Here is a 22,564-nt window from a genome sequence, read left to right on the forward strand (position 1 = left end):
CTTCGGAATCTAGTAAGGAGCTAAGCATTGGGGGCGTGTGCATACGCGCATATCCGTTTGGCCAGAAGGATTCGGTATGGCAAAGGCTAGGAACGTCAGAACGCCCACGGGAAAGCCCAAATCTGGGCCAGCGAAAGAAGAGTCCCTTCAAAAATCAACCCGCACATCCGCGTTGATACCGCTGTGTGATCCAGAACTTGTATTTGGGTTAGTTGGACCGGTTGGTGTAAACCTAGAACCGGTTATTACTGTACTTAAAAGCCAGCTGAAGGGATTCAACTACAAAACACATGTAGTCCGACTGAGCGAACAAATCGAAGCATTCTTCAACTCTGACCACAGCGATTTGCCCGAAGACAAACGCATCGAAGCATTGATGGATGAAGGAACAAAGCTAAGAGTTGAGAGTAACCAAGGGGCCGCAGTTGCTATGTTAGGGCTAGCATCCATACGGCAAATCAGGGATGAGCAGAGTAACGGAGACCCCGCGAGGCAGGCATTTATCCTACGATCCCTAAAGCACCCGAAAGAGATAGAGATGTTGAGAGCTATTTATGGGAAGGGCTTTTTTCTAATCTCTGTCTACGCACCTAGAGACGTACGAGTAACTGCACTTTCAGAAAAAATAAGCAGATCTCAATTTGGGAAGGAAAACCAAAGCAATAATGCTCGCGCGAAAGCAGAAATTCTTATAAATAAAGATGAGCAGGAAGAAAATACTCCACTTGGCCAAGATGTCAAAGACGCCTTCCCATTAGCCGATTTATTTGTAGATGGAAGAAATAGATCAACAGTAGATCATCAGATTGGTCGTTTTCTACAATTATTATTTGGTAACATCTTCCTAACCCCTAGTCGTGATGAGCATGGCATATATCATGCGCGTTCGGCGGCCCTGCGATCAGCTGATTTAAACCGACAGGTCGGCGCAGCAATATTTAAGCCGGAGGGGGACATCATCTCAGTAGGCTGTAATGATGTACCAAAATCTGGAGGTGATCTGTACTGGCCTGGCGACGCGGGAGATGCGCGAGACTTTCACAAGGGTGTGGACTCGATGGCGGATGAGCGAGTACAAGTTCTGGGGGAAATACTGGAAAGACTAAACTCTGGCGGACTACTCTCAAACACGATTAAAGATAGCGACCTGAACAACTTAGTAAAAAACTTAATTTCAGGCGAAAAGAAAAGCATTCTTAAAAACAGCCGGATAATGAATTTATTAGAATTTGGGCGCAGTGTTCATGCCGAAATGGCGGCGCTTATGTCCGCTGCACGGCTAGGCGTCTCGGTTGCCGGTGCAACTCTCTATTGCACAACCTTTCCATGTCACATGTGCGCGCGCCACATTGTGGCCAGTGGAATTAAGCGAGTTGTTTATATAGAGCCTTATCCCAAAAGCAAAGCCAAGCAGTTACACCAAGACTCCATTAGTGTAGACGCCTCAACGCCTTCCTCAACCCAAGTAAATTTTGAACCCTTCCAAGGAATTGCTCCGCGTCAGTATCAAGACATTTTTGACCCCAAGGAACCGCGAAAGGACAGCGAAGGCCGCGCCATCGATTGGCGAGAAGCAAGCGGCGATCAACCAAGGATAGTCCGCTACATCAATAGTTACCTTCAACTGGAGGAAGCGATAGTCGGTGGTGAAATTCCACGCCTACTGATGAAGCTTCGTGTTAAACTACCTATAGACGAAGGCGGAATGCAAGAAAATGAAAAAGTCAAACACACTAGCCCAACAAATCCTCAAAGCACAGGAAGCTATTGAAAAATGGCCCGACTCACTTAAGTCCGGGTTGAGGCTTGAAAAACCTGAAAACTTCTTGGCACAAACTCCCGAAGCCTCGCGCCTCCAAGGCTCCGCCAATAAGAGACAGACAAGCAACCAATAACTTATTTTTGATTTTTTATAAGCTCACGCGTCACAGTAGTTAGTCGCGCCTGGAGCGGTGCGGGAGTCCATCACCGGCTAGAAAATGAACCTGTACCTGTTACCTTGGTTGTCTCGACAATACCCAGAGCCAGTATTTCCCGCATTCACAATGTACTCGCACTGGAGAACGTTCTTGTCTTCGCAAAGCAAGATGGCCGTCCCTTGCTCTGAGCCTCGCTGAATGTGATAGCTACCCGTGGTGGTGGCGAAATCATTATACCCCCACCCGTAAATACTCCCCCAAGAATGCGACACGCCAGATACTGCGCCGCTTTGGGTGACATAATCTCCAGAGCAGGAAGCACCGTTTGGGGTTGTAGTGTTCACGACGCCTTTTCGGCCTGTCCACTTAAACACAGCATTAAAAACATCCCCAGTATCGACGTTATAAATCTTAACCGGCACATCAACTGGAAAGAGCGCGCACCCAGAGAAGACAGCCACCATCACTAGGAGAAAATTGATATTTCGCATTTCTCTCTCCGGATCAATGTCTAAGGTTGCGGCAGCAACGAAGAACAACAGCAACTATAGCAACTGCCGGCGGCGAGCAAGACCTTGTTCGCTAGAGCCGCCGCGGTAGTGCTCGATGCTGGTCTGCGTCTCGCGCACTGCAGCCGCGTCGGCGCGCTGTTCGGGGCTCAGCTGGAGTTCGGATGCCCAGCGCTGGCGCTCGGCGTCCAGGGCGTCACCCGCTGACGCGGGCGGCAAGAGGCTCACCCTAGGATCGGCCGGCACCGGTTCGATGGGCTGCGGCACGCGGCAGCTCTCCTGCGGCGACGGACCGGTCTGGTACGCGCCCTGGGATAGGACGAAAGCGATGCGGGTGGCCGCTTCCAGATCGCTGAGCTGGTTGACGTGCAGGTGCTGATGAAGGCTGCCAGGGGCATCGGCATCGGGGTCGCGCTGGGGCGCCGGGAACAAGCGGCTCAGGCCCTGCCGGATGAACTCGGCCGGCTGTGCCTTCGCGAACTCCAAGAGCCACTTGCGCCCCCCGAGCTTGGCATAAACGGCCATCAGGTCGCCGGCCATCTTGTCGGTGAGCAGCTGGCGCTGAGCTTTGTCGAGGCTGCCGCGCTTGCGCCCCGAACCGGGCGGCTTGGGGGTTCCAGGCCGAGCGCCCATGGTCTCAGTCGTCCACCAGCTCGACGACGACGCTGGCCAGGTCGCCGCTGTCGTTGTAGGTGATCCTCACATTGGCCTTCGCCTGGGGTGCCTTGGGCAGCTCGGCCAGGACACGCGCCAGGGCTTCCATGAGCGGGCGCAGGGTGCGCGGGTCGTGAACCTCAAGGCGTGCGGTCATACGGCACCTCCACAGGTGAGTGAGCGTCTTCCACAGGGCGCACGCCGATGGCTCTGCCGTAGTAGTCGCGCTGGACGAGAAAGCGCTGCTGATGGCCGCCACCGCTGGCGGTCAAGGCGACCGTACGGTGGTCCTCGCCGCGCTCCAACACCACATGGAAGTCGCTCGGAAGGGCCTTCAGCGGGGCCTGGGCGGGCGTCCTGGGGATGGTCTCGGGGCTGGCGAAGTCCTTGGCATAGTCCGGCACCCGCTGGCGGATCACCGGCGGGGCCTTCTCGCGCTGCTGCTCCAGCTCCTGGGCAACCTTTTCCCTGATCAGGGTTTCGATGGCCGTAGCGATATCGGAATGCACAGGCACAGATGCAGTTTCAGCCTGTTGCCGTTTGATGAATCGCCGTTCAAGCATTCGCAGTGTGCTCATTTAATCAGCCCCCACATATTCACTCAGACCTAACAGCAAAGTCCGCGCAGCAGCTTGCGCTACAGCAACTCCCGCGGAAGTTTCACTGACCACCTGCAGGCGCTGCACACCGGAAAAAACCGCAGGGTCGAAAGTCACCACGCGATTTGCCGAGGTGGGAAAGGTCAACGGATTGCCGGCCGTGTCGTGCACCGGGTAATAGTTCGTGGAACCATCCACAGAAACATTAAAGCCGATTCGCGCAGAGGTCCATGCCGTTGACATTTGAATCGCAGAAAGTGTCAATCCGGTCAGATCAACCACTTCACTTGCGCCATTTGCCGCGGTTGAAATAACAATGCTCGCGAATGTGCGGCTACTTGGCTTGGGTACGTTCGGGTGTGCCATCTTGGTAATCTCCGCGTGCCAGGGCGATTAGCGCACTAAGGCGGCTGCGATCAGCGTAGGTTAATTTGGCTCGGTCTAATAGCCGCGTGATGTTTGCCTTGATCCTTGTCAGCTCTTGAATCTGCCGCTGTAGGTTGGCCTCGACAATTTGCGCTTCGATCACAAGTAGGTCGAGCTGCGCTAATTTTTTAGTTTCCAACGCGCAGGTCCAGCAGCGTTCTGTAACGGGCCTGGAGTCTTTCATCGTTATTGTAGGCGCGCCTGTTAGTGCGCATTAAATTCTCAATGGCCTGAATTTCCGTCTGTAGGCTTCCACCACGCGGCAAGTTATTGCCACCGATGGCTTGATTGAAAAGAAGCTCGATCCCTTCAACGGAATTCATAAAATGGACACCGCCAGTTGTATAACGATCCAACGCCTCGCGCTCGCGCTCGGGAAGTCCAGCCAGGAATTCATTAGTCGCGGCAATATTGCGGTCGTAGGATTGGCCCCAGCGTTGGCGCAGGGTGGATTCCGTTCTTGCGGCGGCGTGCACGTTGATATCATGCAGCTGGTTAAATTCGGCATCGGAAAGCGAAGCCTCATATGCCTTCGCAGAAGAAAGAGACGGCGACCTTCCGTGGCCTGGCGATGTGGGCGCCGCGCTGCCGTCAATCCGTCGCATGAATTCGGACACCCACCAACAGGCATTCTGAATAAATCGCGCAGGAAAGCCGTGGTCATGGGCGAAGTTCGCGAAGGCGTGAAATACAGGATCGCCTTCATGTTCGAACAGGTTGTAATTGTGCCTTTTACGTTCTTGGCGCGGCGGGTTATTGACCGCCTGCATAAACCAATCAATGGCCAGGCGAATATGCCGTTGATCGTGGCCGAGTTGGGAAAAGTCACCCATGAACACCGCGCCCAGCTGGCCAAGGTGCTGGGCCTGGGCGGCATCAGGCTGCAGTGCTGGCATCGGGGCGTGGTCGGTCAGAAGGTCGTGCTCTGCGCCCCAGTCGCCGGCAGTCGGTACCAGCGGCTGATCGTGGTGGCTGTAGGGCTCCAGGCCGCCTGAGGAATACAAGTCGAGGTCATTGGCCATGGTCAATCATCCAGAATCAGGGTGGCTTTATCGACGACATTCAGTTCGCCGCTCATCGACCTGAAGAACTCAAGCTCGGTGCCGGACACCAGCCATTCCAACCCGCGCATCAGCAGGTAATCTTTAAATCGGTCTGGCGTTACGGCATCATATTCATGCGCCACCACATCAGCGAAGAAATCAATGTCGCCGTGAAGTTCACCGGACTCGGATTGATGCACAGCGGTAAGCAGGGCATCGTAAATAGCGCTATCGAGACTGGACATTTAATTGTTCCTCGCTGTTAAATCATCGCGCTCTACCATGCGCCGCATTAATTCCCAGGAATGAGCACACTGCGGGTGCAGAAAGCGACAAGGCACGGGATTTCTGAAAATATTGAGTTCCGGCCTTAGCGCCACAGGGGCGAACGACTTTTCATCTTGATGACACCAACTGCATTGAGTTGCCGACGTTGGTTTGTGCGCCAAGCGGCGGCGCGCTACTTCCGGATCGCCTGTTACTGCTAGGCTTATCAGGCGGTAACTTTTATCAGGGCCGCGCCACAATGCTACTTCGAATTTTACCAACTCGCGCTGCGTCGACTCTTTTCGCAGGAAGTGGTCAAGCGCAGCTGTCTCGGGTGCATCTGCCCCCATCGAAAATCGCAGAAACTCAATAAGCGCAGGCAGCCTTCCGCGCCATGCGTTGAATTGCACGGCGATCTTCTGCAGATGGGCATAAACCTTCGCTTCGTCCATTTCGTATTACCGCAGAGTGGCATGGTCCATGAGGAATGCGAGCGCGTCATCGCGAGACCGAAAACCCTTACCTAGTAGTATTCCGTCGCTGCAACGACGGACTGCGTAAAGATCATCCGGCCCCAGATGGATAATTTCGTGATTCGGCGGCAAGTCGTTGTTGCAGATGAGCAGCGGCGGCAGCGGGTGCCAGGCAAGTTCGATCACGTTCGCGTAGCCCCTACCGCAATCCATGACAAGCAACTCGCAGTAGGCCGAGCGATCTTCGAAGACAACATGGACCTTGTCGAAGTTGATGAAAAGATCACCAACAACCGACCAGAAGTCCGGATGTTGCAGGCGCTCCCGCGAAGTACCACGAGGGGCGACGACTCGCCAGCTGTTGTTGGTGGACTCGCGCAACTTTGCCGCACTGCGGGGCAGCGCCTTGGCGGGCTTCTGCGGCGGGGTTTCTTCTTTGAGCTCGACGGCTGGCGATGACATGCGATGGATACTCCTGAACAGTTATGCTCGAAGTATCGACCAGCGCTGTAAGTTGTAAACGAACGGCCCTTTAATTAACAGGAACGCCAGTACTGGTATTCTTTTTAATTCTTCGCCTGATAGCTGTCTGGCACGGCACTTTGCGAAGACCGGTCTTCTTTTTCAGCTCGCGCTTATACTTTTTGAGCGCGCGGTGAACGATGCCGGTCAAGTCGCGGGAGGCTTTGTCGTGCAGCGCCAAAGGCCCCAGAACGTTGTCGATCTTGGCCTGGTGATCGGCACCACGGCGCCTGTTGGACTCTGCGGTAGCGCGCTGCCGCTTCGCCCTAGCGCGCCGCGCCTTCCACAACGCTTTCAGGCCGGCCAGGGCCTCGGCGCGAAGGCCAGCAGGTGCGCCGGCCAGGGCCTGTTCCAAGGCCAGGGCCTCGGCCAGCTCAACAGCCTGGCTGAGCGCTTCCTTGTCGCCGACCAGGGCGCGGTCGACCAGGGCGTGTAGTTCGTTCATTTTGACCTCCTGCGCGCCCTGTGGCGGCGCTTCCAGTGCCATGGCTGGGCTCTCGTATAGGGTGCCTGGAAGAGCGATCCGGGGGCTCAACAGGTGCGAAACAGACACGATATCGCCGTATTGCCATAAACAATCAGCTGCAAGCTGCATTTCTGTGCGCTAAATCAACTGATTCAAAATCCTCTGATGTGCCTTTTCGGCGCTCTGACGACTGGTGAAGCGCGCCGGCACAGAGGATCAGGCATCACGCTGGTTTTCTATTTGTGTCCGCCCACCTGGCTTTTGTCGGCACTGTCATCAGGTGTTTCCGCCAACAGGCGCTCAAGCAATTCCGCCAGGGATTCACCTTCCAGGCGCCTCGCATACAGCGCGCCGTGAACATGTTCCGGCAACAGCACTTCGAGTTTCCTGTAACCATCTTCGAGGCGGCGACGCATGTAATTGCGTTGGTTGACGGCACCAGCGGTAGGCTTCTTGGGCACGGTGGCGATTACCCAGCTGCCGCTGTCCAACATCCGCTGTGCGTCACTGTCGGAAAGTATCTCGCGGGCCGAATTGCGCGGCGCGAGCAACGTTGCCTTTTTCATGACTGCTACCTCTCACAAATCGGCGGCCCGGCCCGTGTCCTAGCGTGTCCTAGGCGAATACCATTGTTATCTCTATATTTTCATTTTCTGAAAAATACACACTGCAATGGGTAAACCCTAGGACACGCTAGGACACCGATCACAGTAAACGCGCCTTGGCAGCCGCCAGGTCCGCCACTGTGGCCATGCCGGTGGCCAGCGCTACGCCCTTGTACACCCATACGCGGCTATCCCTTGTGCCGCTGCGGCAGCGCTCCAGCTGTGGCAGCGCAGCACGCAACGAAGCGCCGAAAGACGCGCTGGTCCCCATGTGGTGCCGACCCTGGCCGGCACAGTAGAATTTCCAGGCGCCAAATAGGCGCTCGCACTCGACTTGCGCTCCGGGGCTCACCACACATCTGTCACGCAGGAACGCAGCGACGGGCGAAGCCAGGTTTTCCAGTTCCTGCACCAGCTCCAGCGCCGAGGCTGGCTGCCGGAATGCGCCGCGCGCCTTCAGCCGTGCCAGGCCCTCAAGCGACGTGTTGAGGATCGCCGGCAACTCTTTCAGCAGCCGATCCGCCAGGCCCAGGTCTTCCTCGCCGAGAAACGACCGCACCATGCGCAGCACGACGAAGCGGCTGCTCAGCGCGTTGCTGTCATCGACGATCTTCGGCAATTCGTTGGTGCAGATGACCAGGCGCACCCCCAGCGTCCCCGTCCAGGGCTCGACGTATTTCCGGTCGATGGTCAGGGCATCCTCGCCGCTGACCGAGCACAAACGCTCTGTCAGCGCGTGCTTGTCGGTACACCCACCCAGGCGCGCGTCGGAGACGATGGCGACCCGTTTGCCGATCAGCGGCTGCAGGCCGAAGTTGGTGGCCAGGCTGGCCAGGGTAGGCCCTGCGCAGTTCGCCTCGCCTATCACACCGCGCAACACACGGGCGATGGTGCCCTTGCCGCTGCGCTTGGGTCCGACGATGAGGAGTATTTTTTGCTGGCTGCAATCAGCGGTCAGGCAGTACCCGAAGAATTCCTGCAAAGTCTCGATGCTCTCGCGGTCGTCACCCCACACCGATTCCAAAAACCGCAGCCAAGCCACAGGCGGGGCTGCATCCGGCGCGTAGGGAAAGGGCAGGCCCGTGGACGTGAACAGCCGTGGATCGTGCGGGCGCAGGGTGCGGCTCGGCATGTGCAACGTGCCGTTAGCCATGACCAGCAGGTCGTTAGGATCGTCGCCAGTGGCGCCATCTAGCCAACAGGGCATCGCGTATTGGCTATCGAGGTGCGCGGCAGCTTCCAGGCCGCCCAGCACATCGCCAGCGCGGGCGCGGTTCGGTTTGTATGGCTCGGTTTTTTTCTTCTTGCCGGTGGCGCAGCGCGCGCCGCCCAGGTAGTGCCAGACCCTGGCCTTCATATCGTCGTCGTCGAGCTGCCGGTAAACCCCGTCGTGGTAGCCGTAGAAGTCGCCGTTCCAGTGCCGCAGTAGACTGGTTCCCGAGTCACTGGTGAAGCGTTCGGCGAGCATGCGGTGCGCGGTCGTCCAGGGCTCGGTACGTGACAGGCAACGATCCGCCCTGCATTTTTCGAGCATCGGCCGGATGTAGTCATCGCCCCGGCCGTCCTGCACGACCTTGCCGTGCGGGAAAGCGCGGTGTATCCGCGTGATTTCCACATCATTGAAACCGCGCCGCACCAGCAACGAAGTGAGCGACATGTCCAGGCCGTTCCGGCTTGGGTCGCCCAGCCCATCCGTGTTGCCTTCCCAGCGCCGGCGTAGATCGTCGTCTCCTTTCAGCAGCTCGACGAAGCGCGGCGGCAGGCCGCTGTCGTCACTACCGACTGTGGTCTTGGCTGGCTGGGCGTCTATCAGTTCGCGCCAGATGCGCAACAGTTCGGGCGGGATGGGTGGAATCTTGGAAATGTCGCCAGACAGCCGATAGGGCAGGCCAGTATCCGGGTGAACGGAAGGCGGTAAAACATCTTGCACCGTCAGGCCACCCTGGCTGGCACAGCGGAAGTCGATTATGTCCTTGCCGCCGGCCTTGACCTTTTTTCCCGGCATCACCGCCGGCAGGCGAAAGAGCAATTTGGCGCGCTCCTCGCGGCCGATGATACGCACGGCATCAGAAGCCGCCAACAGGGTGCCCAGATCGATGCCGCGGTCTGCGAGCCAGGCGCGCGCCTTCTCCACGTCATCGATATCGAGGGCGCCTGTAGGTGGATCGCCGTAGGCATGGGCCAGGCCGATGTTGCAGTTACCGTTCAACCTGGCCGCCTGAGCGGGCGTGTTGATGCAGTTCTCTGGCAGGTTCCAGCCTGTTGCAGTCGGCCCTTTCTGCCCGGCCGGGATCGGCACCAGCGGCAGGCCTGCGGCGAGGTAGGCGCTGATCAGGTCGTCGCGCGAAGCATCGGCTGGCGCTTGCCCAGCACCGCTGGTAGGACTACGCTGAGCTTGTGCATTGCTCCCGCAAGCCCCCTGAGCCGCGCCATCGGCCAGGGGGCTTTTCTTTGCCCGCGCCATGGCATCACACCCCCTCAGCCGCGCCTTCTCCTGCCTGGCGGATGGACTCCCAATCGGCCAGTACACCCAACTCCCTCGCGAGCGATTCAAGATCACAGTGGGTTTCCACAACGAAGTTTGTGCGCCAATCCACCAAGTAATGACGCCCCAGTTCCAAGTAGGCGCGGGCGCTCCGAGTTGTACGCAGCATCATTTCTTGGTGATGCAATTTGCGGTTGACGCGCGCGATGGCCGCATGCTCTGTAATAAATATCGCGTTCATGGTCACGCCTCCTTGCCCGGCACGCCTTCGGCAACCAAGCGGCGCACTTCGCTCGCGGGAATGCGCCGGTCGCTGTCGATGACCACAAAAGCGAGCTGGCCGCGTTTCATCAGCTCGTAGACTTTTGCGCGGCTGAGCCCCAGCGCGGCAGCGGCTTCGTTCGGCCGGTAAAGCTGCGGCGCCAACAAGCCTTGAACAGCCGCCGTGACGGCCTGCTGCAGGTCTGCAAGGTTGATTGTGCTGCTCATGGATATTTCTCCTCATGTTTACCCAACCATGGGGATACTTATGCGCCGAAGCGAATCCCGAAAAAATTCCTTAGATTTTTCGGGATGACAGACGGCTAGTGGCGCAGCTTGCGCGCCTGGGCGAGCTTGTTTTGAAGGGTCTTGAGGTTGCCCCGCCCCGTGCGCCCAAGTAACCGTTGCAGCACCACCTTGTCGGTCTTCATCCCTAGCTTCTTAGACAAATCGACAAACCAGGGCAGTATCGACAGCTCTGGCTGCTTGGGCCGACCACGGCGGGCGGGCGGTAGCACAATGTCGATTTCGTCAAGGCATGCCTCCAGCCGCTCCAGCACCTCGGGGGGCAGTTCCTTGCCTCGCTCCAGTGCCTTGCTCAGGGCCTTCAGTCGGGTGGCGAGGGGGCTCATTGCTCAGCCCCCGCGTGCAGTCGGACAACGTTGTCGGCTTCGATACCCGCAAGCTGGTCCAGATACCGTGCCCACTTGTCCAGGTCCTGGCGTTTCTCCGGCAAGTAGCTGTAGCGGTCATAATGCTTGGCCTGCACGCCAGACCGACCGTGCGACAACAGCCAGGCCCGCCGCTCCTGATTCACCCCGAGGCTCGCCAGATGAGTTTCGACGGTGGCGCGCAGGTGGCGCCATGTGAAGCGGCGCGTCTTGCCTTCTGCCGAGAGCTGATCACCCAGCTCGGCGAACACCTTCTGTAACGTACCGCTAGTGGCCGGGCTTTTGCCGCTCAAGGTGAAGGGACCTGGCGCGTCGCTTCCTCGCAGGGCCAACAGCGGCGCCATGATTTCGGCCAGGCGCTCGGTCATCGGCAACAGGTGTTCCCGCGGCGGGGTGCCTTTGCCCCCCTTCATGTCCACTAGCCTCATCACAGCGCCATGCTCGCCATCATCGAACAGGTCCGGCCAGGTCACGCGGCAGAGCATTTCCACCCGCTGGCCGGCGAGATACAGCATTGCCCTGGCGATGGCGCGCCGCCGCTCGGGCAGCGTCTCAACGGCCGACAGCACCTCTTTCAGCTCAGCCTTGGTTAGCGCCCAGGTTTCCGCCCGGTCGGCCCCTTCGATGGTTTTGGTATTGGCTACCGGGTTGAAGCTCAGACCAAACAACACTTCGCCGTCGGCGCGCAGCGCATCGTTGTCGGCGGTCAGACCGAAGCCGAATGCGGCGTGCAGGTAGGCGCGCAACTTGCTCGCCTGGCGCAACTTGTTATTGCTGGCGCTAGCCGGTGTAAGTCTCTTGCCTCGGCCTTTGCTCGCCACCGGGCGGGTAAGGCAGTGCCGCAGCATGCGGGTAATGTCACTGCTGGTTATCTCCTTGGCCGGCTTGGCTACCGTGGAAGGGAAAGCTGTCAGCACATCCAGCCGGAAGGCGCCGCGCACGTCCTTCACGCTACTCTTGCCACGCCGATCAAGGTCGGCGATGTAGTCGGCGAGCAGCTGTGCCAGGGTGCCCTGCCGCGCTTTGGCTTCCAGCTCGCGGGCGGCGGCCTCGCGGGCAGCATCCTCGATGACGCGGGTCTGCGCCAGGTAGCCGTGCAGATCGCGGTGGCCAGCTCGATACAGGTCTGTCAGGTCCCTGGCTTCGTCTCTGGCTTCGTCCAGGCCCTTCTTATTGATGCGCAGCTGCTTTTGCACCCCGTCCAGGGAATACCTGTAATAGAAGGCGTGCTCGCCGTTCGGGAACGCGCGCAGACGCAGGCGGCCTTCGCCCCGGCCGCCTGCTTCAGTCAGCCACACATCCTTTTTGGACTTCTTGGCCTTAGCGCACGCGGCTTTGATTAGCAGGTTGTTGAGGATGATCTCGGTTTTCTTTTTCTCGCCCCCTACGATGGTGGTGCTGGCCATGATGCCGTATCTCCCGTGTCTATACCGTGTCTGTATAGAGCCTGGTCACTGACACACATAAGCGAACAGGTACGGACTAATGATGTGCCTGAGCCACTGATTAACAAAGGAATTTTCCGTCCTTAAAAGTACACCTGTGTCCAACTGGAAAGTATAATGTGGGCCTTGTAATCAGTAGGTCCCGGGTTCGATTCCTGGTGCCGGCACCATATAAAACAACGACTTAGGCTCACCTTGCGGTGGGCCTTTTTCGTTTCTGGGCTGTGCTAAACACGAAATCGACACGCTAAGGCTTTTGATGCTTAGCGACCTTCCTCGACTTGGGTGAGGGACCGGCCCTTCGTCTCTCTAGAAACTCCCCCATTAGCTCAAGCGGAGGGATGCCTAGGGCCTCTGCGAATTCCACCAGCTCGACAGCATCGACACGGCGCTCTCCTCGCTCGCACTTCGATACGAAGGTCTGCGTGTTACCAAGCCGCTCGGCCAACTCAACCTGGGAGACGCCCAGCCGCTTCCGGACGGCCCGCAGGACCGCAAGCAGCAGTTGGTAGTCGGCATTGTGGGTCGAATTTGCCATCGTGGTGCGGTGACCGGAAGTTCACCGCACGGTAAAGTCCGCTTCGGAATAGTCCAAAATGGACTATTTGGCATTCTTCAACCCTCATGGAAGGTACCCCGATGCGACTCATCACGATCATTCTCGCAGCCGCTCTCACTGCGCCTGCCCTGGCCACGGCAAAACCGAATCAGGCGCAAAACGACTTCATCACCTACCTGGTTAAGAGCGGCGAGGAGCCCAAGGTGAAGGACGCGGTCTGGATGACGGACAGGAACCTGTACGTCGGCGTCATCGACGACGGCAGCAGCCGCGACGGCTTCGCCGAGTACATCTGCTCCGTCGCGGACGATCACGGACTGAAGCCGAGCCTCGTCAAGATCATCGATATCGTGAAGGTTTCCCGCACCGGGAAATTCGTCGAGCTGGGCAAGACGTACTGTCGGTAATGCGTCGGCACTTTCGACGTGTTCGAGGGGCGGCCAGGGGCTGCCCCATTCGTTTATGGACTCGCACGAACATCTCTGGCAGACGAATGAACGCCAGCAAATGATGATATTTTTCCTATTGACGTGTCCCCATACTCCTTTCCATCGCGGCGATACGCGGGGTGACGACCCTGCATTCACCCACCATTTTGGAAAGGAAAAAGAGATGCTTCCCTCGTACGAAACGATTACCAGCAGCTTTGCCGACACATACCATCCCGGATTCAAGGGGGGCGGGATTGCCTCACTACTGGATACGACGCTGGGGTATGTGTGGAACGGCCTCATGTCAAAGGATTATGACGGCCATGGGCCACTGCGCGTGGTATCCGCCTGGATGGCTATTGCTCACGACGACCGCACCGAGGATGGCGGCTATGACGAGTGGGGCGACATTTTGAAACGGGCCGTCGAGAAGGACCTCGGTATGACTATCGCCGCGACTGACTGCTACGACATTGACCCTGTCTACCAGAGCTACGCTTGGCTCTATCAGGCCTTTGGAGAGAGCTGGCCGATCAAGGCGCTGGCCGCACGGCTGCGCAAGGTTGAGGGCAAGTCCCGCGCTGACGCACGTGCACTGGCCGAGACTGTCTGGGAGCATGCGCTAAAGGTCTACAGCGCGCACAAGGCGGCCACGGCGACAATGGACGCCGCCTGATCCCCCAATAGCTGCTTTTGGCAACTAAGCTACTGAATCCAAAGGGCCACCTCAACGGGTGGCTTTTTTTTTCACAGCCTGACAACAAGCTGGGCTCCACCACTTCAGCGCTCTGCATCGTGCGGCGCCGAGGGGCTTCGCTCAGGAGTTTGGGATCTTGCGCAGAAAGGGCGGGCTGCCTGGACGACCGTGATGCTGGGCGAATAACATTAGGACTCAAGCCAAGTAGGGTGGTAGTCACCCACTGGAACGTAACGGTTCGCTCAGGGAAAAGAATGAGAACTCTGCCTACATCCGCGCTAAATCAAGACCCATCCCTTTACGCATACGGACTTAGCCCTCAGATTATTGGAGGGGCGGTTGAGTACACACATGAGATACTGGACTCGATTGACTCTCAGTTAATATCGGGCGCCGACGCAAGATTGTCCGGCCTCGTTGAACTGGCAAACCTCTCAGCCATTATCGGTAACTTGTTCAGGACAGGGGTGTGCAGATCATCTAATGGGCTTTATGTTCCAAATGCACCTCACACTTACCCCGATCTTCTTGCCAATCACCCAAGTGCGACAGACGTCGAGATTAAAGTTGCACTAGAATCAAACAAACCAAAAGGGCATTTGGTGAAACCCGGCCCACACATAACTGTCCGCTATGTGTTGGTCAATGAACACGGAGCTTATACAAGAGGCAAAGAGAATCGTGGGATTGTACCTTGGATATGGGAAGTTCGAGTCGGGCACCTCGAAGATGCTCATTTCAACTTCAGCAACACCGAGGGCGACTCTGGAAAGACTGCCGTCATTAATGCAGCGGGCATGAGCAATTTGAAAGCCGTCTACTTCGACAGAACTCGGTGCCCGCTTGCCAGAGGGATATCTTAAGCCTCATCCTGTTCAGCAATGGACCTGGCGATAACCGCCCCCAAGAGAGGGGGAACCGCGTTTCCAATCTGCTTGACGATCTGGGCAGCGCTTCCTTTGAATTCAAAGCTATCTGGGAAGCTTTGAATTCTCGCCCCCTCTCTTGGAGTTAACGCCCTATTCTGAAATGGGTGTATACACCTATTGGAAGAAGGGTGAACAAAGTTAACAGTTATTGTGTTGCTTGGGCGATCAGCATCAAGCCGACTGTAACAAGAGCTAAATCCACTAGTAACCATCCCCGGCGGAAGATCGTGTATTGAGCTTCCTGCATGCTTTATTATTTCAAGCATTTTTGGTGAATGTTTTGTAGCACGGTGCCAGGTGAGCTTCAGGGCTCCACCTCTAATGAATGATTGATACTCTGTTTTAGGCTCACTTGAACTGTAGCTAGTCGCTTCCTGCCCCGATTCAACAGGCGGAAGATCGCCAATTGCATCCATCAGAGTTACCGCAGGCCGCAGTTCCTCTTGGCTGAATAGATCCATTTTTGTGTGAATTGTTTCATGCCGCCTCCCAGCCATGCTTCTGTACTCATAATGATGACTAGGTTTTGGCCACAAAAAGTCCTTGCCTATTCTGTTCCCAACAATAACAATCCGCTCTCTGCTTTGAGGGACTCCATAAGACGCCGCGTTCATCACGCGCCAACTTGTCTTATACCCGATTTCAGAGAAGGCTTCCAAAATTGCCTCTAGCTTCCCTCCTTTTTCGTGGGTGAGCAGGCCCACAACATTCTCAAAAACAAACCACCTCGGCTTTAAATGGGAAAGTATCAGAACGTAATGCTCAACCAGATTGTTTCTCGGGTCGCTCTCAGTTAGATTTCGAAATGGGCGAATAGAGGAAAAACCTTGGCAAGGAGGGCCACCCGCAAGCACATCAACCCCACCAATTAACTCCTCGATAGTTTCTGGATCAATCTTCCGTATATCTCCAGCAATACCAACAGCATGTTTATGGTTGGCCGTGAACGTATCAATCCGATCCTGCAACAGATCAATTCCGCCTACAGTGACAAACCTTCCGGTTTGCTCAAAACCATAAGACAACCCCCCAGCACCACAAAATATGTCGAGAACGCGACGCCGGACCTCATTTCTCTCTAAAGGCTGCGCCGGATAGGTTACATCTACATTGCCTGCCTTACTTGTTACATAGCCCTCACCAGGCGTTGCAGTTTCCAAAAAAGCCTTATGTACAGATTGAACTAAAGAATCAGAAACACCCAGGGCCGCTCCGAGGCGGGTCGCGACATCCGGAGAGATCCCCCCAAGGCCTCGCTCAATCTTCTTTAAAGTGTTCAACGAGACTCTGGCTGAGTTAGCCAGATCTTCCAATTTAATTTTAGCCTGCGTTCTCAGTGATCGAATTCCGCCAAGGCCGTCGCCTAAATTAAAAAAATTATCTTCAAGCATTCTCTTTTCTCTATTGCTAATTTGGTTGACTTTCTTTTTGCAAGAAATCACAAACGCCCAGAACTTCTAACAAGAACTCTTCAGCCGCATAGCAATAATGTCGTATTTATTTGATTCCAAACGCCCCATAAGGATGAATAGACTCCTTATCAGCATTTTCCCACAGGAGCGTCTGACTGACCATCGACACGTCCAACCACGCGACGACATGAAAAGAAGGGGATGAATCTTTGGCATCTGCTCCACAACACGGCTTAGACACCACTCAACCGAGGCCTCCAATCGGTCAGTGGGGCGAGCGCGGGCTTCCGACGTGCCACAGGACGGGCCTGTTGGTAGCCTTAGCGCTGGGGATGACCATGGTCACGATCGTTGATTCCGATAGCTCGCAGGCTCAAGCAAGCGCCGCCCGACGAGCGCCCCATGCCAAAGCCCGCATGATCTTCAGTGTCTCTTCCATGGCTTCGGCCAACGTCAGTCCGCGGCTCTATTTGCTGCTCGAGAGCCTCAGATCGTTCAATCTGCCGGAGCAAAGCAAAGTCGATGTTTGGGCTTTAACCACGGCGACGATTCGTTCGGTCATCTGGCATCGAGTCGCAAAGCCCATGGGGCCAGGCGGTACATCGAAGGTTCATTGTGCTGGGTCAGCACGTCCTACATACACATTTCGACAAGGCCCATGGCGCTCTCCTACAAGTACGGGTCGTAGGTGCATCGTGTCGTGACGTGCCGAGTAAGGGAGCGGGGCAACTACTTGACTCCCACAATCTGCCGGTATAGTTGAGCGAGCCTCCGTTCGCTGATGCGACATTCCCACACGACGAAGACGTGCCAACCCAACGCTCTAAGTTGCCGGATTGAACGCCTATCGCGCGCGGAGTTCGTCTCGATTTTGTTCCGCCAGAACGCCTCACGGGTCTTAGGAACACGCGCCTTCCTGCAACCTGGGTGCCCATGCCAGAAGCAGCCGTGAACAAAAACCACTACCTTACGGGACTTGAAAACCAGATCAGGCTTTCCGACCAACCTGCGATCATGGAGCCGGTACCGTAGTCCTCGGGCATGCAGGTATAACCGCACCGCCATCTCAGGCTTCGTGTCTTGCCCCTTGATTTGGGACATCAGGCGACTGCGGGCCTCTGGGGTTAGGCGATCCATAAACTTGGTTGCGCTGGGCTATCGCAATTGAAGGCATTCCAATTTCAAATTAGCCGTTCTGGGCTGCCAAGCCTATGAAAATGAAGGGGCCGCCCGAATGGACGGTCCCCTCGAACACAGCCTAGCAACACCTGCTAGGACACGAAGGCCAGGTGAGCCAGATTGAAGGGCAATGCGTCGGCCTTGCACTTGGTGGCACGGTCCACGTACAGGTCCAACTGCCGGCAGTACGGCAAGCCGGTCAGCTCGGCGGCCTCGTCGAACGGCTCAGAACCGAACGGGACGCCGACCCGAGCAGCATGGTCGGCCAAGGCCTCCAGCAAACAGGTGCCAGTGCGCAGAACGATTGCAACGCCCACTAAGGCGATTGATACCGGATCCTGCGGCCCGTATTCATTCTGTCTAGTCACCATGTTTCAGCTCCTGGAGCACCTGAGCATCGATAGCCTGTGTCCGCATCGCCAGGGCCACGGTGTCGTATCCGTTGGACCTGCCTTGCTCCCAGGCGCGCACGGCAAGCACGATGCCCTGGAGGCGGGCGTCGCCGATCTTCAGATACTCGTGCACCTTCCTGAAATCATCGAGCAGCATGGCCGAGGCCAACGCCTGCGGGCTTACGGGACGATCCTTCGTCGGCATCGCGTCGAGCAGAGAGAGGACAGCAGCGGCAAGAGCCTCGTTCTTGGTACCCACGGCAACCTGGGCCATGTGGCCCAACTCGGCGGCTCCCGCATGAGCAAGCTGTTGTAGGTAAGCAGTACGGCGGGCATCGCCCAAGGCGACGCGGGACAGCACTTTGACCGGGCTGTCGTAGTACGGGCGTTGCGCGATGAGTTTCGAATGGGATGGCCCGGCCTCCTTGAACAGGCGGTCCAACTCGGCGCGGGAGTTGTCCTTGATCTGGCGGATGGCGGCCAGGGTTTCGGACTCCGCGAAGCGGGCACGATCCGCCTCCCCAATGCCGGCGGCCTTCCAGCGGCTCGCAATCTCAGCCTTACGGGCTGCGACATCCTTCTGCAGGCGCTCGATGGTCTTGAGAACACGGCCGTGGAGGGTATCCAGGGCGGAGGCGAGTTCGCCGATCTGCTGCGGACTCAGTAGTGGGATGTTGGTGAGTTCGATCTTCATGCTCGTTGGCTCCTCTGAGGTTGGTCTCCTCCGGTCGCAAGTAACGAGCGCATCCCCCAGCCGGGGTGGTCACGCGCCTATGCGCGACCGGATGCTTGCAATGTGTCGCGGTGCACTGGAGGCGCATGCCATCGATCATCGAGCCTGTTCCAGCCATGTTCACCCTCCGTCAGCCGCAGGTGCGGAACCTTGCGCCCCTTGGGTTCAGCTCTACTTGGCGCCCCGATTCGGTATCAGAGCATCACTCACGAGGGCTATTCCGCCGGCATTCATACTCCAGGCTGGCACGCTCCCAGGTCTCCTGGTCGAGCCGTGGCACGGGACCGATGCAGGTCATTTCGCTCAGATGAGGCAAAGCATCGCGCCCGCCCAAGTCGCGGACGACGTCGGGCGCGGTGCATTCCCAGACGTCCAGGTTGCGGTCGATCATCTCAGCTCGTTCTAGAACCTCAGCCACGGTCAATCTTTCAGTCCTCGCCATCGTCTTCCTCCTCCGACTTGTTGGCCTGGTACTTCGCCAGCAGTGCAGTGAGCTGCGCCCGCTCTTCGCTCGGCATCCTCAGCAGCGCGTCGGCATCGAGGCCCACCGAGTCCACCTTGACCTTGAGCCTGTCGGCCATCTGGTCTCCGTAACGAAACTTCAGCAACACCTCCAGCAGTCGGTCGCTGTGCTTGCGAACGGTGAGGGGACGTTCCTCGCCGCTCTCGGGATCGATAACCGTGGAGAGTCTGCCACCGTGAATCACCGGTTCTTCATAGCCCAGGGCCGCGCGCCGGTATGCCTCCTCCAGCAGCGCGTCGAGTGCGACCTCAAGGGCTTTGTCCCAGCGGCTGCGGAACTCGGGATCGTTGGCCTTGTGGTAGAACGCCGTCTGCCTGCTGATGCCCGCAGCGAGCGCCGCCTGCTTGGGCGAGCAGGTGTCTTCCAAGACCTGGAAGAACAGTTCGCGCCGCTCGGGCGTGAAGATGTTGGGAATCATGCCGCCGTCTCCAAAAATGGCTTACGGCGTGATCGTGTCGTGTCAGGCGCAAGCAAGGAGCCACTGTTCTCCCATGCAGATCAAGGGCATATAGGGAGCGGGTGCACTGCCTGACGATCAGGGGGCAAGTTCGGCCTGGCATTCGGCTCGCGCGCGAAGGACAAGACGAGCAGGGTCGGGCGGAAGTCCGACATCTTCCCCCCATCGGTCGCCAAGCCCGCCACGGTCGGCCAGGCTCTGGCCACGCCGATGCGGGGTCAGGCCGTCACGGACTGCCGTCCGTGCTGCCGCGGCATGTCCGTGCGACTAAAGGTATTGTTTTCATTGTCTTTCCATATTCTTCACAGCCTTCACAGACAATAAATATGATCAGACAAGAAAGCCCCTCCCAAAGCTAAATGCCCAAATGCTAAAGGCCGGCTCGGGCCATTTAGCATTTGGGCATTTAGTTCCGGCTCGTTATCTGGACGAACGCGGACGACGCATGAGAGTTCGATCGTCCGTGCCCGCGTACGGCAAGACCATGATCCGCAGAGAAAAAACGGCCGCCCAATCATTTCGATGGGGCGGCCGCAATGTCCGAGTCCGTGGCCGATTATGCGCTCTCAGCCGAGCTAAATGCCGCGGCCAGTGGCCCTGGCCCAGGTGGCCCGAGCGTCGTCGAGGCGGGGGAGCACCCACCGCCACACCCTGCGCCCGTCTTCGAGCGAGACCTGCCGATCCTTCCAGCCCGCCTTGCGCTTGAGCCTCATCGCGAAGCCCTTCTTGTCGGTCGGCCGCGCACCGAGCATCTTCGCGTGGGCCACGTAGTCGGAGTGGAGCTCGTCCCTGTCCACCTCAACAGCGGTCGAATGCCAGGCCTCATCCGAGAGGAAGTTCGGCAGACAGCCCGAGTCGAGCAGCCCGTCCCACCACGACTCCTCGGGGCCCTGGCTCCGCTCGATCTGCTCGACCAGGGCCTCGGTGCGCGGCACGCTGTCGCGCGGGTGCCAGTCGCGGATGTCCCGCCTCAGCATGTCGTGCAGCAGGCCGGCGAGCCCGCCCTCGTCGAGCTGGCGGTTCAGAGCGAGGAAGTACACCCGGTCCCCGCGGCGGCGCTCGTTGACGTTGAACACCGCGAACCTGCGTTCCCCATCCATTCCAGCCGGGACGACCCAGTCGTTGTTGGAAGCCATGATGATGTGCACGTGGTTCCGGCCCGTCACGGCGTCGCGGCCCTTGCCCTCGTAGGTCAGCGTCGGCTCAGTCACAAGCTGCTTGAGCACGGCCTCACCTGCCTTGTCCCCGGCCCAGAACGCCTCGTCGGCGAACAGGCACACGCAGTTCTGCAGGTGCGAGTTGAACCGGCCGACCAGGTGTCCCGGCGAGCTGACGTGGAGTCCACTAGCACCGGCCAGCTTGAACAGCGCGCGGCCCAAAGTGCCCTTGCCAGTGCCCTTCATGCCCTTGAATGCGATCGCGACCTCTGCGACCTTCTCGGGGTGCTGGAACATGAACGCCATCCAATTGAGCACGTACTCATAGGACGCAGCGTCACCGTCGGTCAACACCTCGCGGATCAGGGAGTCCAGCAACGACCAGTCGCCGGGCTTCTGATCGAGGGCCCAGCCCTTCCACATGTTGAGCCAGCCCTCGTGCTCGCGCTCGAGCGCCGGGTCGAAGATGACGCCCTTGTAGGCGCGACGATGCGAGCTCTTCAGCCAGACGTCGGCCTTGCTCACCAACTTGTTGTTTACCTCGACGAGTTGGTTCTCATAGGCGTAGCGGAAGTCGCTCCTGGACAAGCGCTGATAGCGGACGCGGCCGTCGAATATTGGGTCGGCTTCCTCGGTGAAAACCTGGAATCCACTATCCTGCACGACGTAATGCTTGGCGTTTAGCTCCTCGACGATGGCGTCAACAGAGCCGGTGACGGTCTTCGGCTCGGCGCGCAAAAGGTCGTCGTCCACGCCCCGGCCGAGGTCGGCCGTATCCTCCCAGACCTCGAAGTCGTCCTCGGGGGCGGTGCGCGCAACCGCACCGCCAGCTTCCTGCACAACCTTGTGGAGGTACTTCACGGTGATGGGACGACCCCGGCGCCCGCCAGTGGGACTCGCGTGCAGCGAATCCCACCGGCGGCCGATGATCCAGGCGTCGTCCTGGTACTTGGCGTCGCCGGTGGACCACTCGATGAACTCCTGCCGCCCCTCGCCGTTCGTGGCGTGGTGGCAGGCCATCATCAGGTCGCGCCAGCGGTCCTGGTTCTGGAAGTCCTCGGGGTCGAGCTGCTCCAGGGTCTCGGCGAGCATCTCCGGCGTCAGGTCGCCCAAGCCCGCGGCATCGCCGTGCGCCCTGGTGGGACGGCGGATGAGCCGGAGCAGCGACTCCGGCAGCGGCGGCATCTGCGACAGTGGCGGGGCCAGGTCGTCCCACTCGTAGTGGACGCCGCAGGGGTGCACGGAGCCGGTCGCGACGACCTGACGGCCGATGCTCTTGAACTCCACGCCGGGATAGTCCTCCAGGGAGTCGAGCAGCGACACGCCGGCGGGCTTGACGAACCAGTAGTGGTGACCGCCCGAGCCGGTCACTGTGTGGGGGCACAGGGAGAGGTCCAGGCGGGCGACGGCCACGAGCTCGGCCAGGCTGTCGCGTCCCTCGGGGAAGTTGCGCGGGTCGACGTCAAGGACCATCACCGTGGCGGGCAGCCGGACGCCGACGTTGGTGCCGTTCGCCTCGCAGCCCTTCAGGACGGCGTGGGAGTCGTAGTCCTTCGCCTGCCAGGCCCCGTCCCTCGGGGTCTTGCCGCGCTGGCGTCCCTTCTGGTCCACCGCGGCGTAGTGGCGCAGCGGGATCAGCTGTAGGCCGGCATCTATGTACGTGCGCATGTCCGTGATGCGTGGGCGCTTACTGGAAGTCGTCATTCTGACTGGACCTCCGCAACGTCGCGGGCGTTCTCTTTTGCATCCA

Annotated in this window: 26 protein-coding genes; 3 read left to right on the forward strand and 23 right to left on the reverse strand. The window is 58.4% G+C overall.

The genetic code is table 11. The features are described from left to right. The first annotated feature begins 76 nt into the window (after window positions 1-76). The gene (locus ACUTAF_RS19560) at window positions 77-1,771 is read left to right on the forward strand and encodes an anti-phage dCTP deaminase (RefSeq protein WP_445581540.1); all 1,695 of its coding nucleotides are present in this window, start codon (window positions 77-79) and stop codon (window positions 1,769-1,771) included. A 693-nt stretch (window positions 1,772-2,464) separates the two neighbouring features. Here the strand turns inward: ACUTAF_RS19560 and ACUTAF_RS19565 are convergent. From ACUTAF_RS19565 to ACUTAF_RS19640, 16 genes are all read right to left on the reverse strand, one after another. Continuing rightward, window positions 2,465-3,061, reverse strand: a complete 597-nt coding sequence (locus tag ACUTAF_RS19565) for a hypothetical protein (protein WP_445581541.1) — start codon at window positions 3,059-3,061, stop codon at window positions 2,465-2,467. Between the two features lie 4 nt (window positions 3,062-3,065). Continuing rightward, window positions 3,066-3,239, reverse strand: coding sequence for a hypothetical protein (locus ACUTAF_RS19570; protein WP_445581542.1), 174 nt, complete (start codon window positions 3,237-3,239; stop codon window positions 3,066-3,068). Continuing rightward, entirely contained in the window at window positions 3,223-3,597 is a 375-nt protein-coding gene (locus ACUTAF_RS19575; protein ID WP_445581543.1) for a hypothetical protein, read from the reverse strand. The genes ACUTAF_RS19570 and ACUTAF_RS19575 overlap by 17 nt, the downstream gene beginning before the upstream one ends. A gap of 63 nt (window positions 3,598-3,660) precedes the next feature. Next, complete coding sequence (locus ACUTAF_RS19580) at window positions 3,661-4,047, reverse strand: hypothetical protein (protein WP_445581544.1); 387 nt, start codon at window positions 4,045-4,047, stop codon at window positions 3,661-3,663. 188 nt (window positions 4,048-4,235) lie between these two features. Beyond that, window positions 4,236-5,129 (reverse strand): hypothetical protein, encoded by an 894-nt coding sequence (locus ACUTAF_RS19585; protein WP_445581545.1) that lies wholly within the window; start codon window positions 5,127-5,129, stop codon window positions 4,236-4,238. A 2-nt stretch (window positions 5,130-5,131) separates the two neighbouring features. Beyond that, the gene (locus tag ACUTAF_RS19590) at window positions 5,132-5,395 is read right to left on the reverse strand and encodes a hypothetical protein (RefSeq protein ID WP_445581546.1); all 264 of its coding nucleotides are present in this window, start codon (window positions 5,393-5,395) and stop codon (window positions 5,132-5,134) included. Then, window positions 5,396-5,869: a hypothetical protein gene (locus ACUTAF_RS19595; RefSeq protein WP_445581547.1), complete on the reverse strand. Its 474-nt coding sequence runs from the start codon at window positions 5,867-5,869 to the stop codon at window positions 5,396-5,398. It abuts the gene before it with no gap. Between the two features lie 6 nt (window positions 5,870-5,875). Beyond that, window positions 5,876-6,352 (reverse strand): hypothetical protein, encoded by a 477-nt coding sequence (locus tag ACUTAF_RS19600; protein WP_445581548.1) that lies wholly within the window; start codon window positions 6,350-6,352, stop codon window positions 5,876-5,878. A gap of 70 nt (window positions 6,353-6,422) precedes the next feature. Beyond that, window positions 6,423-6,857, reverse strand: a complete 435-nt coding sequence (locus ACUTAF_RS19605) for a hypothetical protein (RefSeq protein ID WP_445581549.1) — start codon at window positions 6,855-6,857, stop codon at window positions 6,423-6,425. Window positions 6,858-7,114: 257 nt separating this feature from the next. Then, a complete protein-coding gene (locus tag ACUTAF_RS19610; RefSeq protein ID WP_445581550.1) occupies window positions 7,115-7,444 on the reverse strand; it encodes a hypothetical protein in 330 nt (109 codons plus the stop codon). 139 nt (window positions 7,445-7,583) lie between these two features. Next, entirely contained in the window at window positions 7,584-9,947 is a 2,364-nt protein-coding gene (locus ACUTAF_RS19615) for a phage/plasmid primase, P4 family (protein ID WP_445581551.1), read from the reverse strand. Between the two features lie 4 nt (window positions 9,948-9,951). Further along, a complete protein-coding gene (locus ACUTAF_RS19620) occupies window positions 9,952-10,209 on the reverse strand; it encodes a hypothetical protein (protein ID WP_445581552.1) in 258 nt (85 codons plus the stop codon). Between the two features lie 2 nt (window positions 10,210-10,211). Further along, complete coding sequence (locus ACUTAF_RS19625; RefSeq protein ID WP_445581553.1) at window positions 10,212-10,457, reverse strand: helix-turn-helix domain-containing protein; 246 nt, start codon at window positions 10,455-10,457, stop codon at window positions 10,212-10,214. A 95-nt stretch (window positions 10,458-10,552) separates the two neighbouring features. Then, window positions 10,553-10,861 (reverse strand): hypothetical protein, encoded by a 309-nt coding sequence (locus ACUTAF_RS19630; RefSeq protein WP_445581554.1) that lies wholly within the window; start codon window positions 10,859-10,861, stop codon window positions 10,553-10,555. Next, window positions 10,858-12,306 (reverse strand): tyrosine-type recombinase/integrase, encoded by a 1,449-nt coding sequence (locus tag ACUTAF_RS19635; protein ID WP_445581555.1) that lies wholly within the window; start codon window positions 12,304-12,306, stop codon window positions 10,858-10,860. Before ACUTAF_RS19635 ends, ACUTAF_RS19630 begins: the two co-directional genes overlap by 4 nt. A gap of 286 nt (window positions 12,307-12,592) precedes the next feature. Further along, window positions 12,593-12,883 carry a helix-turn-helix domain-containing protein gene (locus ACUTAF_RS19640; RefSeq protein ID WP_445581556.1) on the reverse strand — a complete coding sequence of 97 codons (291 nt, stop codon included), beginning with the start codon at window positions 12,881-12,883 and terminating at the stop codon, window positions 12,593-12,595. 101 nt (window positions 12,884-12,984) lie between these two features. Between ACUTAF_RS19640 and ACUTAF_RS19645 the strand changes: the two genes are divergently transcribed. Together ACUTAF_RS19645 and ACUTAF_RS19650 are read left to right on the forward strand one after the other, a co-directional pair. Beyond that, complete coding sequence (locus ACUTAF_RS19645; protein WP_445581557.1) at window positions 12,985-13,311, forward strand: hypothetical protein; 327 nt, start codon at window positions 12,985-12,987, stop codon at window positions 13,309-13,311. Window positions 13,312-13,516: 205 nt separating this feature from the next. Continuing rightward, window positions 13,517-14,011, forward strand: a complete 495-nt coding sequence (locus ACUTAF_RS19650) for a hypothetical protein (protein WP_445581558.1) — start codon at window positions 13,517-13,519, stop codon at window positions 14,009-14,011. Window positions 14,012-14,891: 880 nt separating this feature from the next. On the opposite strand, the gene dcm is transcribed toward ACUTAF_RS19650, so the two are convergent. The 7 genes from dcm to ACUTAF_RS19685 all read right to left on the reverse strand — a co-directional run bounded on the left by dcm (window position 14,892) and on the right by ACUTAF_RS19685 (window position 22,518). Continuing rightward, window positions 14,892-16,352: a DNA (cytosine-5-)-methyltransferase gene (gene dcm / locus ACUTAF_RS19655; protein ID WP_445581559.1), complete on the reverse strand. Its 1,461-nt coding sequence runs from the start codon at window positions 16,350-16,352 to the stop codon at window positions 14,892-14,894. A 750-nt stretch (window positions 16,353-17,102) separates the two neighbouring features. Continuing rightward, window positions 17,103-17,510 carry a very short patch repair endonuclease gene (locus ACUTAF_RS19660; RefSeq protein WP_445581560.1) on the reverse strand — a complete coding sequence of 136 codons (408 nt, stop codon included), beginning with the start codon at window positions 17,508-17,510 and terminating at the stop codon, window positions 17,103-17,105. A 134-nt stretch (window positions 17,511-17,644) separates the two neighbouring features. Beyond that, window positions 17,645-17,923 carry a hypothetical protein gene (locus ACUTAF_RS19665; protein ID WP_445581561.1) on the reverse strand — a complete coding sequence of 93 codons (279 nt, stop codon included), beginning with the start codon at window positions 17,921-17,923 and terminating at the stop codon, window positions 17,645-17,647. Then, entirely contained in the window at window positions 17,913-18,638 is a 726-nt protein-coding gene (locus ACUTAF_RS19670; protein WP_445581562.1) for a hypothetical protein, read from the reverse strand. Before ACUTAF_RS19670 ends, ACUTAF_RS19665 begins: the two co-directional genes overlap by 11 nt. A gap of 241 nt (window positions 18,639-18,879) precedes the next feature. Continuing rightward, window positions 18,880-19,068: a hypothetical protein gene (locus ACUTAF_RS19675; protein WP_445581563.1), complete on the reverse strand. Its 189-nt coding sequence runs from the start codon at window positions 19,066-19,068 to the stop codon at window positions 18,880-18,882. A 37-nt stretch (window positions 19,069-19,105) separates the two neighbouring features. Further along, the gene (locus ACUTAF_RS19680; RefSeq protein ID WP_445581564.1) at window positions 19,106-19,618 is read right to left on the reverse strand and encodes a hypothetical protein; all 513 of its coding nucleotides are present in this window, start codon (window positions 19,616-19,618) and stop codon (window positions 19,106-19,108) included. Window positions 19,619-20,232: 614 nt separating this feature from the next. Next, on the reverse strand, window positions 20,233-22,518 hold the full coding sequence (locus ACUTAF_RS19685; RefSeq protein ID WP_445581565.1) for a bifunctional DNA primase/polymerase: 2,286 nt from the start codon (window positions 22,516-22,518) through the stop codon (window positions 20,233-20,235). Window positions 22,519-22,564: the final 46 nt, after the last annotated feature.

This window comes from Pseudomonas sp. SP16.1 (genome assembly GCF_052682975.1).

What these genes read in the sequence shown, in the direction of transcription:
- ACUTAF_RS19625 (WP_445581553.1), bottom strand. Translation starts at nt 10,457, where the DNA reads ATGAGCAGCACAATCAACCTTGCAGACCTGCAGCAGGCCGTCACGGCG.
- ACUTAF_RS19630 (WP_445581554.1), bottom strand. Translation starts at nt 10,861, where the DNA reads ATGAGCCCCCTCGCCACCCGACTGAAGGCCCTGAGCAAGGCACTGGAG.
- ACUTAF_RS19580 (WP_445581544.1), bottom strand. Translation starts at nt 4,047, where the DNA reads ATGGCACACCCGAACGTACCCAAGCCAAGTAGCCGCACATTCGCGAGC.
- ACUTAF_RS19680 (WP_445581564.1), bottom strand. Translation starts at nt 19,618, where the DNA reads ATGATTCCCAACATCTTCACGCCCGAGCGGCGCGAACTGTTCTTCCAG.
- ACUTAF_RS19670 (WP_445581562.1), bottom strand. Translation starts at nt 18,638, where the DNA reads ATGAAGATCGAACTCACCAACATCCCACTACTGAGTCCGCAGCAGATC.
- ACUTAF_RS19600 (WP_445581548.1), bottom strand. Translation starts at nt 6,352, where the DNA reads ATGTCATCGCCAGCCGTCGAGCTCAAAGAAGAAACCCCGCCGCAGAAG.
- ACUTAF_RS19650 (WP_445581558.1), top strand. Translation starts at nt 13,517, where the DNA reads ATGCTTCCCTCGTACGAAACGATTACCAGCAGCTTTGCCGACACATAC.
- ACUTAF_RS19590 (WP_445581546.1), bottom strand. Translation starts at nt 5,395, where the DNA reads ATGTCCAGTCTCGATAGCGCTATTTACGATGCCCTGCTTACCGCTGTG.
- ACUTAF_RS19685 (WP_445581565.1), bottom strand. Translation starts at nt 22,518, where the DNA reads ATGACGACTTCCAGTAAGCGCCCACGCATCACGGACATGCGCACGTAC.
- ACUTAF_RS19585 (WP_445581545.1), bottom strand. Translation starts at nt 5,129, where the DNA reads ATGGCCAATGACCTCGACTTGTATTCCTCAGGCGGCCTGGAGCCCTAC.
- ACUTAF_RS19635 (WP_445581555.1), bottom strand. Translation starts at nt 12,306, where the DNA reads ATGGCCAGCACCACCATCGTAGGGGGCGAGAAAAAGAAAACCGAGATC.
- ACUTAF_RS19665 (WP_445581561.1), bottom strand. Translation starts at nt 17,923, where the DNA reads ATGGTGACTAGACAGAATGAATACGGGCCGCAGGATCCGGTATCAATC.
- ACUTAF_RS19595 (WP_445581547.1), bottom strand. Translation starts at nt 5,869, where the DNA reads ATGGACGAAGCGAAGGTTTATGCCCATCTGCAGAAGATCGCCGTGCAA.
- ACUTAF_RS19615 (WP_445581551.1), bottom strand. Translation starts at nt 9,947, where the DNA reads ATGGCGCGGGCAAAGAAAAGCCCCCTGGCCGATGGCGCGGCTCAGGGG.
- ACUTAF_RS19560 (WP_445581540.1), top strand. Translation starts at nt 77, where the DNA reads ATGGCAAAGGCTAGGAACGTCAGAACGCCCACGGGAAAGCCCAAATCT.
- ACUTAF_RS19675 (WP_445581563.1), bottom strand. Translation starts at nt 19,068, where the DNA reads ATGATCGACCGCAACCTGGACGTCTGGGAATGCACCGCGCCCGACGTC.
- ACUTAF_RS19605 (WP_445581549.1), bottom strand. Translation starts at nt 6,857, where the DNA reads ATGAACGAACTACACGCCCTGGTCGACCGCGCCCTGGTCGGCGACAAG.
- ACUTAF_RS19660 (WP_445581560.1), bottom strand. Translation starts at nt 17,510, where the DNA reads ATGGATCGCCTAACCCCAGAGGCCCGCAGTCGCCTGATGTCCCAAATC.
- ACUTAF_RS19645 (WP_445581557.1), top strand. Translation starts at nt 12,985, where the DNA reads ATGCGACTCATCACGATCATTCTCGCAGCCGCTCTCACTGCGCCTGCC.
- ACUTAF_RS19620 (WP_445581552.1), bottom strand. Translation starts at nt 10,209, where the DNA reads ATGAACGCGATATTTATTACAGAGCATGCGGCCATCGCGCGCGTCAAC.
- ACUTAF_RS19610 (WP_445581550.1), bottom strand. Translation starts at nt 7,444, where the DNA reads ATGAAAAAGGCAACGTTGCTCGCGCCGCGCAATTCGGCCCGCGAGATA.
- ACUTAF_RS19570 (WP_445581542.1), bottom strand. Translation starts at nt 3,239, where the DNA reads ATGACCGCACGCCTTGAGGTTCACGACCCGCGCACCCTGCGCCCGCTC.
- ACUTAF_RS19565 (WP_445581541.1), bottom strand. Translation starts at nt 3,061, where the DNA reads ATGGGCGCTCGGCCTGGAACCCCCAAGCCGCCCGGTTCGGGGCGCAAG.
- dcm (WP_445581559.1), bottom strand. Translation starts at nt 16,352, where the DNA reads ATGCTTGAAGATAATTTTTTTAATTTAGGCGACGGCCTTGGCGGAATT.
- ACUTAF_RS19640 (WP_445581556.1), bottom strand. Translation starts at nt 12,883, where the DNA reads ATGGCAAATTCGACCCACAATGCCGACTACCAACTGCTGCTTGCGGTC.